4 protein-coding genes are annotated in these 17,067 nt (G+C 41.4%); 2 read left to right on the forward strand and 2 right to left on the reverse strand.

Annotated elements, in window-relative coordinates:
- Nucleotides 1-49 precede the first annotated feature (49 nt).
- Both fdhD and ACFSC2_RS18900 read left to right on the forward strand, forming a co-directional pair.
- Nucleotides 50-922, forward strand: coding sequence for a formate dehydrogenase accessory sulfurtransferase FdhD (fdhD, locus tag ACFSC2_RS18895; RefSeq protein WP_379815902.1), 873 nt, complete (start codon nt 50-52; stop codon nt 920-922).
- Between the two features lie 43 nt (nt 923-965).
- Entirely contained in the window at nt 966-3,332 is a 2,367-nt protein-coding gene (locus ACFSC2_RS18900) for an FdhF/YdeP family oxidoreductase (protein WP_379815903.1), read from the forward strand.
- A gap of 164 nt (nt 3,333-3,496) precedes the next feature.
- On the opposite strand, the gene ACFSC2_RS18905 is transcribed toward ACFSC2_RS18900, so the two are convergent.
- Both ACFSC2_RS18905 and ACFSC2_RS18910 read right to left on the reverse strand, forming a co-directional pair.
- Nucleotides 3,497-13,006, reverse strand: coding sequence for an HYR-like domain-containing protein (locus ACFSC2_RS18905; protein ID WP_379815904.1), 9,510 nt, complete (start codon nt 13,004-13,006; stop codon nt 3,497-3,499).
- An 848-nt stretch (nt 13,007-13,854) separates the two neighbouring features.
- Nucleotides 13,855-17,067 (reverse strand): HYR-like domain-containing protein (locus ACFSC2_RS18910; RefSeq protein WP_379818688.1); only part of this gene is annotated, 3,213 nt, incomplete at its 5' end.

The following is a 17,067-nucleotide window of genomic DNA, read 5'->3' on the forward strand; positions in this document are numbered from 1 at the left end:
TCGATACTATTTTTATTTAATTTTACGTAACAACCTTAATTTCAAAGTCATGGAAATAAACTATTCGGAATTAGTTTCCATTAAATATGTAAGCGTCGAAAGAATAGATGGCACCGGATCTTCTTCTGTTTTAGATACTCTTTCTGTTGAAGAACCACTTGAAATCAGGCTTTCGTACGGACCAAAAACAGAGCGGATCCAGAAGAATATTTCCGTTACCATGCGTACTCCCGGCAATGACATTGATTTGGCAGTTGGTTTTTTATTTACAGAAGGCATTATTGCTTCTTTTAAGGAAATACAAGATGCCTATGCTGTAAAAATGAACTGTCTTTCTCAAAAACAAAATATTGTTCAGGTTGACCTTAATGAAAATTACATTCCCAATTTACAGCAGACCGATCGAAATTTCTACACCACTTCAAGCTGTGGTGTCTGCGGAAAAAGTTCGATTCAATCGATAAAAACGGTGAGTTCTTATATTGATTTACCAAAATCTAAAAGAACTATTCCTGCTTCTTTATTCTATAATTTACCAGCCAAATTAAGAATGGCTCAAAGCGATTTTTCATCCACTGGCGGGCTTCATGCATCGGGGCTTTTTGATCTGGATGGTAATTTGATTTTTTTGAGTGAAGACGTTGGAAGACATAATGCCTTGGATAAGTTAATCGGAAACGCACTTGCAAATAATCAGTTACCGTTAAAGGAACATATTTTACTGCTTAGCGGAAGAGCAAGTTTTGAATTGATTCAGAAAGCTGCAATGGCCGGCATTTCTATTATAGCCTCTATTGGCGCTCCGTCCAGTTTAGCTGTCGAACTTGCGGTAGAATTTAACATCACCCTTTTAGGATTCCTGAAAGAGAACAGATTCAACATCTACAATCTCGCGGCTCAAACTTCAATTATAAATGTTTAATAAACAATTTGGCCTCTACCAATAGCCATTAAACCAAAACGCAATGAACGAAGATCAAAAACCAAACACAGATAATTTGGCGTCTAAATTGCCAGAAGCAGAAAATCCATACCAGCTTTCCAAGCTAAAATTAACAAAAGTTGAAAAATGGGCGGCGGGAGTTCCTGCGGTTTTGGCTGCCGTAAGCGATCTTATTGAAGACAAAACAGTACTTAGAGGTGGTAAAGCTTTGTTTAAGATGAACCAGATCGGTGGTTTTGACTGCTCCAGCTGTGCGTGGCCGGATCCAGATGATGATCGGTCTCCTTTGGGTGAATATTGCGAAAATGGTGCTAAAGCTTTGGCAGAAGAAGCCACAACTAAAAAAGTTACTGCTGCTTTTTTTAAAGAAAACTCCGTTTACAGTCTTTCAAAACTAGATGATTATCAGATTGGAAAAATGGGAAGATTAACCGAGCCCATGTATCTACCTGTTGGTGGAACACATTATCAGCCAATCAGCTGGGAAGATGCTTTTTCAAAAATTGCTTCTCATTTAAATGCGCTCGAATCGCCAAACGAAGCCGCTTTTTATACTTCAGGAAGAACCAGCAATGAGGCTTCTTTTCTGTACCAGCTTTTTGCCAAAGAATTTGGGACCAACAACATGCCCGATTGTTCTAACATGTGCCATGAAACCTCTGGGACTGCTTTGAAAACTACAATTGGTATTGGAAAAGGAACGGTTACTTTGGAGGATTTTTATGATACCGATGTCATTGTCATAATCGGACAGAATCCTGGAACCAATGCGCCGAGAATGCTGAGTGCTTTAGAAAAAGGTAAAAAAAACGGGGCAAAAATAATTGCTGTGAATCCGCTTCCTGAGGCTGGTTTGATGGGATTTCATAATCCGCAGGCAGTAAAAGGAATAATTGGTTCAGGTGGAAAACTTGCTGATTTATTTCTTCCAATAAAAATAAATGGCGATATGGCACTGCTAAAAGCTATTGAGATTTTATTATTTGATTTGGAAAAGAAAAATCCGGGAGAAGTATTTGATCACGCATTCATCAAAGAAAAAACAACAGGTTACGAGAGCTATCAAAAACAATTTGAAAATTTAGATTTTGACCACCTTGCTTTTCTTTCAGGTGTACCAAAAAATTTAATTATTGAAGCAGCGGAAATCCTTGCTTTCAAAAAAAGAATTATTGTCTGCTGGGGAATGGGACTAACACAACAACCCAACGGCGTTGATATGATCCGGGAAATCGTTAATATTTTATTATTGAAAGGCAGTATTGGTAAACCGGGAGCGGGTGTTTGTCCCGTTCGAGGACACAGCAATGTACAAGGCAACAGAACGATGCTAATTGATGAAAAACCCACAAATGAACAATTAGACCGTTTACAAAAATATTTTGGTTTTAATCCGCCAAGAAATCACGGATATGACGTAGTAAGAACCATAAAAGCGATCCATGAAGAAAAAGTGAAGTTTATGTTCTGTATGGGCGGAAATTTTCTATCTGCAGCGCCCGACACAACTTATACAGCAGAGGCATTTAGAAAATTAAAGATGCTGGTATGTGTTTCTACCAAACTCAACAGAGGTCATCTAGTACACGGAAAAGAATCTATTATACTTCCTACCTTTTCACGAAGTGACATGGATATCGTAAACAATGAAGTGCAAATTATCAGTACAGAAAATTCTATGGGTGTCGTGCAGTCTTCCAAAGGTGTACTTAAGCCAATATCAGATCAATTGATAAATGAAACACAAATTGTCTGCCGTATGGCTGCTGCCACACTGGAAAACAAAACCGTTATTAACTGGCAGCGCTATCATGATAGTTATGATGCCGTAAGAGAAGCAATAGAAAATTGCATACCGGGTTTTGAAAATTACAATCAAAGAGTAAGGGAAAAAGGTGGTTTTTACCTTCCGAATGCTCCCAGACATGGTAAATTCAATGCCAAAGAAACAGCAGATCGTGCGGCTTTTACTTTAACGGAACTTCCTTACAATGCATTAGGCCCAGATGAATATTTGATGGCTACAACAAGGACACATGATCAATTTAACACGACGATCTATGGCATGGACGATCGATACAGAGGCATAAAAAATGAACGCAGAGTTATTTTTATGAATCAAAATGATATTGATAAAGGAGGATTTGAGTCTGGAGAAAAAGTAGATTTATTTAACTATGATGATGGTATCGTCAGGATTGCACCTTTATTTATTATAGTTCCGTACCAAATTCCAGAGCGAAATGCGGTTACTTATTTTCCGGAAACCAATGTTTTAGTTTCTGTAAATAATGTGGTAAAAGAAAGCAATATGCCAGCATCAAAATACGTGAAGATAAAAGTAAAAAAACACGATCCCGCCATTTATGAAAATATAAAACAAATCTAACTTTTTTGACACTTTAATATTCACCTTTGATACTTTTCCAGAAAGAGCCAATTCAATTCAATTGTAAATTATACAACCTGTAAGTCTAATCGTTTTATGTGAGAATCGCGGCTTCAATTTGTTAACAAAAAAAGGACAGTAAAAACTGTCCTTTTTTATTTTTATTATTGATTATTAATATAAAGATAAGCTGATTTTTGAACCATTTTTCCGTTATCCTCGTATTCCAGTGTATAGAAGTAAGTTCCTGTAGGAAGTTTATCTGCTTTAATAACTGTTGCACGTCCGTCTGAGAATCCTTCAAAAGGATTAGTTACATTGTCATAACCTTTTTTCTCATATACCATCGTTCCATATCTATTATAAATTCTGACCGTATTGTTAGGAAAACAATCAATTCCGTTAATTTTGAACGAATCGTTTAAACCGTCTCCATTTGGAGATATTGCATTGAACACCTCAAGACAAGATACATGAACTGTCTGTGTAAATGAATTTTGATTGCCGCATTCATCTTCCGCTTTCCATGTTCTAACCAATGCATATCTTCCTGTACAATCACCTTCTGCTTTTACTTCACTATAACTTACAGTTGCACTGCCGCAATTGTCTGCAGCGGTAAGCACAACAGCCTCTGGAATAGTATCGCAGTTTGCATATACGTCTTTCGCAGGCAATGTTTCTACAAAAACTGGTGCAGTTGTGTCTGCCACATTAATTGTCTGCATATGGCTGGTTCTGTTACCACATGCATCAACAGCCGTCCAGGTTCTCTGAAGCTGGTAGTTTCCTGCACAGCTTCCGCTCAATTTCATTTCGCTGTACGTAACCACTGCAGCAGAACAATTGTCTGTTGCTGTCAATGTAGGTGCAGTAGGAATTGCATCTGTGCATTCTAAAGTGATGTTTGAAGGCAATACACCCACAAATACCGGTGCTGTTGTATCTTTAACTGTAATGGTCTGAACCAAATCTGTTTTTAATCCTCCACAATCTGTTAAAGTATAAGTTCTAGTCAGAATATAAGGGTTAGAACTGCATCCTGAACCTCCATTGTTTGTATCTGTGATTGTTACAACTACCGAATCATTACAATTACCTATTATATTAATTACTGCTTTTGTATTTGGAGCAGGAATATCATCAATACATTGAACTGTAATATCTGCCGGTACTGTACCTTGCGGTGCTACTGTATTTTGTATGGTATAGCTGTATACCCAATCGTGTGTATGTCCTGCACAATCTGTAAATGTATAGGTATAGGTTTCGATTCCGTTACAAGCAGGCATTGCTGAAATAACTGGTACCGATGGCGTTAATATATTACCACAGTTATCTTTTACTTCTGGCACTGCTGGCGCTATAACCTCTGAGCTGCAGTTTACCGTTTTTGCACCATTTGCCGGCATCACAAACTCTGCTCTTTCCAGTGTATAAGTTTGTGTACAGATAGTAGTATTCAAAACGGTATCTTCACCAAGATCGCGAACTTTATTGTTGTTTGCATCTTCATATTCTTTCACGGTATACGTTCTTGTTACGTTTCCATTACAAGCAGGATCTGCACTGTTTGAAGCCGTAATTTCAATTACACCGCACGGAATGTTTCCAATACTGCCATCACCGTTTCCTAAAGCTTCAAATTGTGCTTTTGTTAATGTCTCTGCTGTAGGCATTTCACTGTAACATACTATAGTTTGAGCAGGGAATGTTGGGCATTTCACCTCATATACGCAGCATATCGGCGCTATATCAGAAACTGTTACTGTATTACAAGCATAAACATCCTGAATATTTACATTATAATTGGTTCCTGCTAAAATCTTATCCGAAGTCCACTCATTACCGTTCCATGTTCCAGGTGCTCCTGTACCTGTTACGGTGTAAGGTGCCTGTCCTGTTACGCTTAATGTTAAAACATAACCTGTACCGTCTGCAGCACAAAGTGTAGACGCTGTACCTGATTGTGCCAGCAATTCATTTACCGTAATCACAGCTGAACCTGTCTGGGTATTATCACAGCTATTTACATCTTTAACGCTTACTAAATCATAAGTGAAAGTTCCTGCTGTTCCTGTCGGAGCTGCAACTGTAACTGAATTTCCTGTTGATGTAGTTACCGTCTGGTCTGCTCCGCCATTCAATTTATAAGTGAATGTATATGGTGCTGTCCCGTTTGTTCCTGTAAAGGTAACATTTGGTGCTGATGCATTTTTACATACTGCTGTTGTACCCGCAATTGCCGCGGTTGGCAACGGATTCACAGTAATCGTCGCGGTACCTGTCTGTGCCTGAACACAAGCTGTAGAACTGTTATCTTTTACACTTACTAAAGTATAAGCAAAACTTCCCGCTGTTCCTGTCGGCGCTGCAACTGTTACTGAATTTCCTGATACTGTTGTTACAATCTGGTCTGCTCCGCCATTCAATTTATACGTGAAAGTATATGGTGCTGTTCCGCCTGCTCCTGTAAAGGTAACATTTGGCGCTGCCGTATCTTTACATACTGCTGTTGTACCCGCAATTGTCGCTGTAGGTAACGGATTTACCGTAATCACAGCTGAACCCGTTTGTGCCTGCGTACATGCTGTTGAACTTGCATCTTTTACGCTTACTAAATCATAAGTGAAACTTCCTGCTGTTCCTGTCGGCGCTGCAACTGTAACCGAATTTCCTGATACTGTTGTTACAGTCTGGTTTGTACCCGAGCCGATTTTGTACGTGAAAGTATATGGCGCTGTTCCGCCTGCTCCTGTAAAGGTAACATTTGGTGTTGCCGCATCTTTACAAACTGCTGTTGTACCCGCAATTGACGCAGTTGGCAACGGATTTACCGTAATCACCGCAGATCCTGTCTGTGCCTGAGTACATGCTGTTGAGCTTCCATCTTTAACGCTTACTAAATCATAACTGAAAGTTCCTGCTGTTCCTGTCGGCGCTGCAACTGTAACTGAATTTCCTATTGATGTCGTGACCGTCTGGTTTGAACCTGATCCGATTTTATACGTGAAAGTATATGGCGCTGTTCCCCCTGCTCCTGTAAAGGTAACATTTGGTGTCGCCGCATCTTTACAAACTGCTGTTGTACCCGCAATTGCGGCGGTTGGCAACGGATTTACAGTAATCGTCGCAGTACCAGTTTGTGTCTGAACACAAGCAGTAGAACTGTTATCTTTTACACTTACTAAAGTATATGCAAAACTTCCGGCTGTTCCTGTCGGCGCTGCAACTGTAACCGAATTTCCTGATACTGTTGTTACAGTCTGGTTTGTACCCGAGCCGATTTTGTACGTGAAAGTATATGGCGCTGTTCCGCCTGCTCCTGTAAAAGTAACATTTGGTGCTGCCGCATCTTTACAAACTGCTGTTGTACCTGCAATTGTCGCTGTCGGCAATGGGTTTATCTTAATAATAGCTGAACCTGTCTGTGTTTGTCCACAACCTGTTACACTACTGTCGCTCACACTTACTAAATTATAAGTGATAGTTCCTACAGTACTAGTTCCTACTGCAATTTCTGCAGTATCACCAACTGATTGAATAGTTTGGTTTGCACCTCCATCAACATTGTATGTAAAATTATATGGCGCTGTTCCTCCTGATCCTGTGAAAGTCACATTCGGTTTAGCCGCATTTTGACATATTTCTGTGGATCCAGAAATAGCTGGTCCTGCATTTTCATTTATTTCAATAGTAACAGAACCTGACTGAACATTATCACAACCTTTCGAATCCCTTACACTTACTAAAGCATAATTAAAACTTCCTGTTGCGCTTGTTGTAACTGGAACATCTACAGAATTTCCAACAGTTGTTGTTGCTATCTGGTTAGTTCCATTATTTATTTTATAGGTAAACGTATATGGTGCTGTACCTCCTGCCCCTGTAATTGTTACATTAGATGTTGCATTTCTACAGATAACTGCTGGAGCGGTGATAGCTGCAGTTGCTAATTCATTTACTGTAATCGCTACAGAACCTGTCTGAGCGTTATCACAGCTTTTCGAATCTCTTACACTTATCAAGCTGTAAGTGAAAGTTCCTGCTGTTCCTGTCGGCACTGCAACTGTAACTGAATTTCCAGTCGTTGTCGTTACTGTCTGGTCTACACCTGAACCGATTTTAAACGTGAATGTATAAGGCGCTGTTCCGCCTGCTCCTGTAAAGGTGATATTCGGCATTGCCGTATCTTTACATACTGCTGTCGTACCAGCGATCGTCGCTGTAGGAAGCGGATTTACCGTAATCACGGCTGATCCTGTCTGTGTCTGCGTACATGCTGTTGAGCTTGCATCTTTAACGCTTACCAAACTATAAGTGAAAGTTCCTGCTGTACCCGTCGGAGCCGCAACTGTGACTGAATTTCCTGATACTGTTGTTACAGTTTGGTCTGCTCCGCCATTCAATTTGTAAGTGAATGTATATGGTGCTGTCCCGCCTGCTCCTGTAAAAGTAACATTTGGCGCCGCCACATCTTTACAAACTGCTGTTGTACCCGCAATTACTGCGGTTGGCAACGGATTTACAGTAATCGTCGCAATACCAGTTTGTGTCTGAACACAAGCTGTAGAACTGTTATCTTTTACACTTACTAAAGTATATGCAAAACTTCCTGCCGTTCCCGTCGGCACTGCAACTGTAACTGAATTTCCAGTCGTTGTCGTTACCGTCTGGTCTGCACCCGAACCGATTTTATACGTGAATGTATAAGGTGCTGTCCCGCCTGCTCCTGTGAAGGTGACATTCGGCATTGCCGCATCTTTACATACTGCTGTCGTACCAGCGATTGTCGCTGTAGGAAGCGGATTTACCGTAATCACGGCTGATCCTGTCTGTGTCTGCGTACATGCTGTTGAGCTTGCATCTTTAACGCTTACCAAACTGTAAGTGAAAGTTCCTGCTGTTACCGTCGGCGCTGCAACTGTAACTGAATTTCCAGTCGTTGTCGTTACTGTCTGGTCTGCACCCGAACCGATTTTATACGTGAATGTATAAGGCGCTGTTCCGCCTGCTCCTGTAAAGGTGATATTCGGCATTACCGCATCTTTACATACTGCTGTCGTACCAGCGATTGTCGCTGTAGGAAGCGGATTTACCGTAATCACGGCTGATCCTGTCTGTGTCTGCGTGCATGCTGTTGAGCTTGCATCTTTAACGCTTACCAAGCTGTAAGTGAAAGTTCCTGCTGTTCCCGTAGGCGCTGCAACTGTAACTGAATTTCCAGTCGTTGTCGTTACCGTCTGGTCTGCACCAGAACCGATTTTATAAGTAAAAGTATAAGGTGCTGTTCCGCCTGCTCCTGTAAAAGTAACATTTGGTGCTGCCACATCTTTACAAACTGCTGTTGTACCTGCAATTGTCGCTGTAGGTAACGGATTTACCGTAATCACCGCAGATCCTGTCTGCGTCTGCGTACATGCTGTTGAGCTTGCATCTTTAACGCTTACCAAACTGTAAGTGAAAGTTCCTGCTGTTCCCGTAGGCGCTGCAACTGTAACTGAATTTCCAGTCGTTGTCGTTACCGTCTGGTCTGCACCAGAACCGATTTTATAAGTAAAAGTATAAGGTGCTGTTCCGCCTGCTCCTGTAAAAGTAACATTTGGTGCTGCCACATCTTTACAAACTGCTGTTGTACCTGCAATTGTCGCTGTAGGAAGCGGATTTACCGTAATCACGACTGATCCTATCTGTGTCTGCGTACATGCTGTTGAGCTTGCATCTTTAACGCTTACCAAACTGTAAGTGAAAGTTCCTGCTGTTACCGTCGGCGCTGCAACTGTAACTGAATTTCCAGTCGTTGTCGTTACTGTCTGGTCTGCACCCGAACCGATTTTATACGTGAATGTATAAGGCGCTGTTCCACCTGCTCCTGTAAAAGTGACATTCGGCATTGTCGCATCTTTACATACTGCTGTCGTACCAGCGATTGTCGCTGTAGGAAGCGGATTTACCGTAATCACGGCTGATCCTGTCTGTGTCTGTGTACATGCTGTTGAGCTTGCATCTTTAACGCTGACCAGAGTATATGTGAAAGTTCCTGCTGTTCCCGTCGGCGCTGCAACTGTAACTGAATTTCCAGTCGTTGTCGTCACCGTCTGGTCTGCACCAGAACCAATTTTATAAGTAAAAGTATAAGGTGCTGTCCCGCCTGCTCCTGTAAAAGTAACATTTGGTGCTGTCGCATCTTTACAAACTGCCGTTGTACCCGCAATTGTCGCTGTAGGTAACGGATTTACCGTAATTACAGCTGAACCTGTCTGGGCATTATCACAGCTGTTTGCATCTTTTACACTTATTAATGTATAAGTAAAAGTTCCTGCTGTTCCTGTCGGCGCTGCAATTGTAACCAAATTTCCTGATACTGTTGTTACAGTCTGGTCTGCTCCGCTATTCAATTTATAAGTGAAAGTATATGGTGCTGTTCCGCCTGCTCCTGTAAAAGTAACATTTGGCGCTGCAGCATCTTTACAAACTGCCGTTGTACCCGCAATTGTCGCTGTAGGTAACGGATTTACTGTAATTACAGCTGAACCTGTCTGGGCATTATTACAGCTGTTTGCATCTTTTACACTTACTAATGTATAAGTAAAAGTTCCTGCTGCTCCTGTCGGCGCTGCAACTGTAACCGAATTTCCTGATACTGTTGTTACAGTCTGGTCTGCTCCCGAACCGATTTTATACGTGAAAGTATAAGGTGCTGTCCCGCCTGCTCCTGTAAAAATAACATTTGGCATTGTCGCATCTTTACAAACTGCTTTTGTACCTGCAATTGTAGCCGTTGGCAATGCATTTACAGTAACTGTAGCAAAACCTGTTTGGTTTTGTGCACACGATGATAAACTACTATCTTGAACGCTTACCAAATCATATCTAAAAACACCTGCTGTACCTGTATTAATCGAAATACTTGTACTTTCTTCTGTTCCGTTTGTTTGTTTTGTTAAATTATTTCCGTTATTAATTTTGTATGTAAATGTATATGGAGGTGTACCACCTGCACCTGTAAATGTAACATCAGGTGATGCCGTGTTTTGACATACTGCAGTTGTACCGCTAATAGTTGCTGTTGGCAAAGGATTTACAGTTACATTGACTGGCAATATCACACTGCAGCCATTACTGTTAGTTCCTTTTATATAATAGGTACCAGTCGCATTTACAGCATCTGGATTTGCTAAAGGTGTAGTCGCATCAGCATCTGTAAAATAAGTATAATTTAATCCTGCATCACTGTTTTGAGTAACAGCGGGCATTTTTAAATTTACTGTATTTGGAGCACAAACTACAGCTGGATTGTTTACAACCATTTTAGGAAGTGCATTTAACGTAACTTTCAAAGTAGAGGTATTTGTTAAATTACAAGGTGCCCCAAGTGTAACTTTACAAGTATACGTATTAAGTCCTACCACTAAATTCTGATAACTTACTGGCGGATTTTTTAGGTTTTTAGTTGCTGCTGTTATACCAGGACCAGTCCATTCGTATAAAGCGGCATTTGTAATATCTACATCTAATTCTAATTTGATGGTACCCGAATCTAATTTACATAAAATAGGATCCATTAAGCCATTTGCTGTTGCTGTTGGTAATGCAGCAACTCCCATTTGAGTGGTTTGTGTAATAACGTTCCCGCAACCGTCCTGCACTTTAAAATAATAAGTGCCTTTACCTAAACCAGAAAACTGGTTAGAACTTTGAAATGTTCCGTAAGTTACACCTCCATCTGTACTTAAAGCATATTTTAAAGTGTTATTGGGAGCCGGTGAAATGGTAGTCGCTGTAATAGTTAGAACTCCATCTGTAGAAGCATCATTACAAACATAACCGCCTGTATTGCCTTTATCTACCGTAATGGCATTGCTGGCATCATAGGTTACCGTCTGGGTAAGCACATTGGTTGATCCTCCTTTTATACGAAGACCAAAAACATACGTACCAAAATTTAAACCGTTAAAAGGCAGTGAAGCTGTTGTACTGGCCAAATCCCTAACCTGACCCACATTTGACGGCCCTGAAACCACAATTACCTGATAGGCACTTGCATCATCAAAAACTCCTTGCATGGTATAATTAAACCCTCCGCAAATTGCATCTGCCTTATAGCCTGTAAGACTTGCATTGTACCCCTGCACTGTAAGGTTTACATCTCTTGTACCGCAGGGCGCATTTACCCTTACAGTATAGTTTCCTTTTGGCCAATAAGAAACTGGATCTGACGCATTAATGCGTGCAAATGTCCCTGTTCCGTTTGCATCAACATATCCTGTACCTGTGGATCCTACCGGAGCTAATGGATTGTCTGAAGCAACAATAGTAAAAGTCACCGAATCGCTTACTGAAGGAAACATCGAAATCATGGCTTTACCATAGCCTAAGATATTCTGATTGGGCTGTACTCCATAAAGACTTTGACCAATAGAAAGCCCCGAAGATGCAGGAATAGTAATGTTCTGACTACCAGTCACTGTCCAGTAATCATTAGTAGTATTGCCTCCTGCATCTACATAAGTAAGATGATAAGTTGCCCCAGGTTTTAAGCCTCCAACATTAAGCATACTTACGTTAATGGATTGTGTTATCACATCAGAAGCATCAGCTAAATTTGTAAAAGTAACGTTTACCGGAAAACAGGCTAATCTATTAGAAACAACTTTTATCATTCCCTCTCCCCCACAGGTAAACGGAGACATATATCCTCCAGACTGCCATTGTACTAATACAAATTCTCGTGTATTACCACATTTATCAATTACTACTGCTCTCATATTATTAATGTCAGCAAAAATACCATCTCTTGTAGCTGTTACAGGCATTTTTATGGGTCTTGTAGTAATAGGGTAGCCATCTCCTCCTTCATCAGAATAGCCGTCGCCATCAATATCTTTCCCGTATAACTTGCCCTGATATTTTATCTTCCAAGTAAACAAAGCTGCATCTGCAGCCGAAAGGCTTGTACTGTTAGCTACATATTGAAAACCTAGTTCATGAGCTATTGCAAAAGGCGTAGAGCAATTGTAGTCTGTCCAATGAATAGGATAAAATCCTGTGTTTTTAAGATCTGCTAATGTTACTGTTGCAGCAGATACTGCTGTTGCTCCTGTAACCGTTTGACCACATGAATCGGTAACACTAACTATATAATTACCAATAGGTAATGCATTAAATGCAAAAAAAGGATCGTTAATAGATGATGTTCTTTGAATACTAGTTCCAGGTGAACTTTGTAACGCAACATCATAGGTATATGGTTTTTTACCTCCTGTAACTGTCGTAGTTAAAATTTCTTTCCCTGTTGCACATCCTGCTACCTGAGTTGGCGTAGCAACTTTCATTAAAGTGTAGCCATCTGCAACAGTAATGTTTTTACTAGTATACGTTGTCGTAGTTCCTTTAAGCTTACCTACTACAGTATAGGTTCCATTCGAAAGTCCTACAAAAAGAGAAGTTTCAGAAAATTGACTCGCATCTCCAGGTATTGGAGCCACAATGACTCCTCCTTTCCAAAGCTGGTACTGTGCCACACTCCATGCCGCATCATTAGAAGGAGCAATCGTACCTTGGTTCAAACATCCTGTAGTCCCGGGAGTTCCCGATACATTTTGCGCAAATGCAGGACTGCCTAGTACAGCAAACAAGATGAACGTAAAAAATAAAATAATTTTCGTTTTCATTAAATCTTTTTTTAATTTAACAAACTGTAGATAAGAAACTTATCTAATCAAACAGTTTGCATGGTTAACTTTGATTCTCGTTTAATAATTGTAAAATATTATTAAGCTGCAAAATTCCTTTTATTGTCAATTTAACTGCGTCTGTAAAAGATTTTATAATAACAGATTAGGACAAATTTGATCTAAAAGAGCTATAAAAAAGTAGTAATAGTATATTTTTTAGTAACACACAGCGTCTAAAATTTGCTATCGTTCGGGTTTCTAAATTTTCCTATTGAGCTGAAAATTTTCTCGCAAAGTCGCAGAGGCGCTAAGTTTTTTTTATGCCACAGATTAAATGATTAAAAATGATTTTAAAAAAATCCGCACAATCTGCGGGAGTTTCTTGCGAAGATTCCTCCTTCGTCGGAATGACAAATAGTACGGTTAATGTATTCTTATAAAGAAAAAACTTTGTGTGTTTGTTAGGGAAAAACCTTGCGTGCTTTGCCTTAATCTTTGTGCGTTTAGCAGTTAATTAAAATCTGCTTGATCTGCTGAATCTGCGGGAATAAATTTTTCACGCAGATTTAAAAGATTGAAGCTGATTCTACAGATTTTTAAAATTTAATCTGCGCTGATCTGCTAAAATCTCGTGAATCTGCGTGAAATAAAACTTCGAGGACTTTGTGGTAAAAAAAAAGAGAGAACTTCGTTCCCCCTTTTTATGGTTTAAAATAAATATTTAGTATTATGGTACTTCCAAAAACATGACCATAAACAATTATTACTGTTACAAATCTATTCGATGGATTTTCATCAAATTAACCCTAAAGGGCTTTATACTAACAAAATAAGCCAAAAGAAACTTAATTATCATTAATATACAGATATCCTGATTTTTTTCCGTGTCTGCCGTTATCTTCATATTCGAGTATATAGAAATACGTTCCTGTTGGGAGTTTATCCCCTTTTAGAACTGTTGCTCTTCCGTCAGAAAACCCCTCAAAAGGATTGGTTACATTATCATAGCCTTTCTTTTCATAAATTAACACTCCGTATCTATTATAAATTGAAACGGTATTATTTGGGAAACAGTCAATGCCTTCTATCACAAAAGTGTCATTCATTCCATCTCCGTTTGGAGATAAAGCATTGTATATATTCGGCGGACATGATACATTGATTTTTTGCATAAATGAGGTTTGATTGCCGCATTCATCAACAGCTGTCCAAGTTCTGTTCAATGTATATCTAGCACTGCAATCGCCATCTGTTCTGGTCTCGGTATAATTTACTGCTGCGCTGCCACAATTGTCCGTTGCTGTCAGTACCACCGCAGACGGAATGTTGCTGCAATCTGTATTGATAACGGCCTCTGGAAGTGCCTCTGCAAAAACAGGTGCTGTGGTGTCTGTAACATTTATGAGCTGGGTATGAGCTGCTTTGTTTCCGCAGGCGTCAACAGCAGTCCAAGTTCTTTGCAGTTTATAATTTCCTGAACAGCTTCCGTTTACTTTAACTTCTGTATAAGTGACTGTTGCAACGCCACAATTATCTATTGCTGAAAGAGTGGCCGCGGTCGGAATTCCGACCGAACATTCGACCGTTATGTCTTCGGGAAGTATACCGACAAAAACTGGCGCTGTTGTATCTTTTGCTGTAAGGGTCTGAACCAATTGTGTCGTTAAACCTCCACAGTCTGTTAAAGTGTAGGTTCTTGTTACAATATAAGGACTGGCACTGCATCCTGTTCCGCCATTGTTAATATCTGCCACCGTTACGGTTACATTATTATTACAGTTTCCTTTTATATTGGTTACCGCATTTATATTTGCAGGCGGAATAGCATCGATACATTGTACCGTGATATCGGAGGGTGCTGTGCCCTGCGGTGCTGCAGTGTTGTTTATTGTATATGTGTATACCCAATCATGTGCATGACCCGCACAGTCTGTAAAGGTGTATGTATACGTTATAATTCCGTTGCAGACAGGCGCCGCCGAAATTACAGGTCCCGAAGCAGTAAGCACATTGCCGCAGTTGTCATTTACTACAGGCAGTTGCGGCGGTGTAACATCTGACGGGCATGCCACTGTTGATGCACCATTTGGAGCTATTGTAAAATCGGTTCTTTGAATCGTAAAGGTTTGGGTACTGCTGGTTGTTTCAAGAATGTTATTTTCTCCTGCATCACGCACTTTGTTATTGTTCGGATCAGCATATTCTGTTACTGTATACGTTCTGATTACGTTTCCGTTACAAGTTGGATCACTGCTGTTTGCCGCCGTAATTTCGATTACACCGCAAGGAATATCGCCAATATTTCCGTCGCCGTTTCCTAACGCTTCATATTGTGCTTCTGTCAGACTTGCTGCTGTTGGTATTTCGCTGTAACAGGCTACAGTTGTAATTGGAAATGTTGGAACTTTCACTTCGTAAGCACAGCATATTGACGCTGTATCGGCTACAACTACTGTATTACATGCGTAAGAGTCTTGAATACCTACATTATAATTTACTCCAGCTAAAATTTTATCCGAAGTCCATTGGTTTCCGTTCCATGTTCCCGGCGCCCCTGTTCCTGTTGCGGTATAAGGTGCTTGACCGGTTACGTTTACTGTGAGTATGTAACCCGATCCGTCTGCGGCGCAAAGCGTAGATTCCGTACCGTTTAATGCTAGTATATCATTAACCGTAATGCTGCCGCTCAGGCTTGCGCTTGAACAGCCTCCTGTTGTCGTAACCGTATAGTTGAATGTTCCAGAAGCTGTCGGCGTTCCGCTGATGGTGAACACGCCGTCTGCAAAACTTCCCGTAACACCCGCAGGCAGTGCGCCTGCTGTAAGCGCCGCTCCTGTTGCCCCAGATGCTGGAGTGTAGACAATATCTGTTAATGGTGTATTGATGCACAATGTCTGGCTTGCTGTTGCCGCTGCAGAACTCAGAGCGATCGCCGCATCAGGATTTACCGTAATGCTGCCGCTCAGGCTTGCGCTAGAACAGCCTCCTGTTGTGGTAACCGTATAGTTGAATGTTCCAGAAGCTGTCGGCGTTCCGCTGATGGTGAACACGCCGTCTGCAAAACTTCTTGTAACACCCGCAGGCAGTTCGCCTGCTGTAAGTGCCGCTCCTGTTGCCCCAGATGAAGGCGTGTACACAATGCTTGTCAATGGCGTATTGACGCACAGCGTCTGGCTTGCTGTTGCCGCTGCAGAACTCAGAGCGATCGCCGCATCAGGATTTACCGTAATGCTGCCGCTCAGGCTTGCGCTAGAACAGCCTCCTGTTGTCGTAACCGTATAGTTGAATGTTCCAGAAGCTGTCGGCGTTCCGCTGATGGTGAACACGCCTCCTGCAAAACTTCCCGTAACCCCCGCAGGCAGTGTCCCTGCTGTAAGCGCCGCTCCTGTTGCCCCAGATGCTGGAGTGTAGACAATATCTGTTAATGGTGTATTGATGCACAGCGTCTGGCTTGCTGTTGCCGCTGCAGAACTCAGAGCGATCGTAGCATTTGGATTAACCGTAATGCTGCCGCTCAGGCTTGCGCTAGAACAGCCTCCTGTTGTCGTAACCGTATAGTTGAATGTTCCAGAAGCTGTCGGCGTTCCGCTGATAGTGAACACGCCGCCTGCAAAACTTCCTGTAACACCCGCAGGCAGTGTCCCTGCTGTAAGTGCCGCTCCTGTTGCCCCAGATGAAGGCGTGTACACAATGCTTGTCAATGGCGTGTTGATGCACAGCGTCTGGCTTGCTGTTGCCGCTACAGAACTCAGAGTGATCGTAGCATTAGGATTTACCGTAATGCTGCCGCTCAGGCTTGCGCTAGAACAGCCTCCTGTTGTCGTAACCGTATAGTTGAATGTTCCAGAAGCTGTCGGCGTTCCGCTGATGGTGAACACGCCTCCTGCAAAACTTCCCGTAACCCCCGCAGGCAGTGTCCCTGCTGTAAGCGCCGCTCCTGTTGCCCCAGATGCTGGAGTGTAGACAATATCTGTTAATGGTGTATTGATGCACAATGTCTGGCTTGCTGTTGCCGCGGCAGAACTCAGAGTGATCGTAGCATCAGGATTTACCGTAAT

Origin of the sequence: Flavobacterium artemisiae, from assembly GCF_042678225.1 — a bacterium.
Classification (GTDB): domain Bacteria; phylum Bacteroidota; class Bacteroidia; order Flavobacteriales; family Flavobacteriaceae; genus Flavobacterium; species Flavobacterium artemisiae.

Coding starts and splice junctions, on each gene's coding strand:
- ACFSC2_RS18900 (WP_379815903.1), top strand. CDS start 966: ATGAACGAAGATCAAAAACCAAACACAGATAATTTGGCGTCTAAATTG.
- fdhD (WP_379815902.1), top strand. CDS start 50: ATGGAAATAAACTATTCGGAATTAGTTTCCATTAAATATGTAAGCGTC.
- ACFSC2_RS18905 (WP_379815904.1), bottom strand. CDS start 13,006: ATGAAAACGAAAATTATTTTATTTTTTACGTTCATCTTGTTTGCTGTA.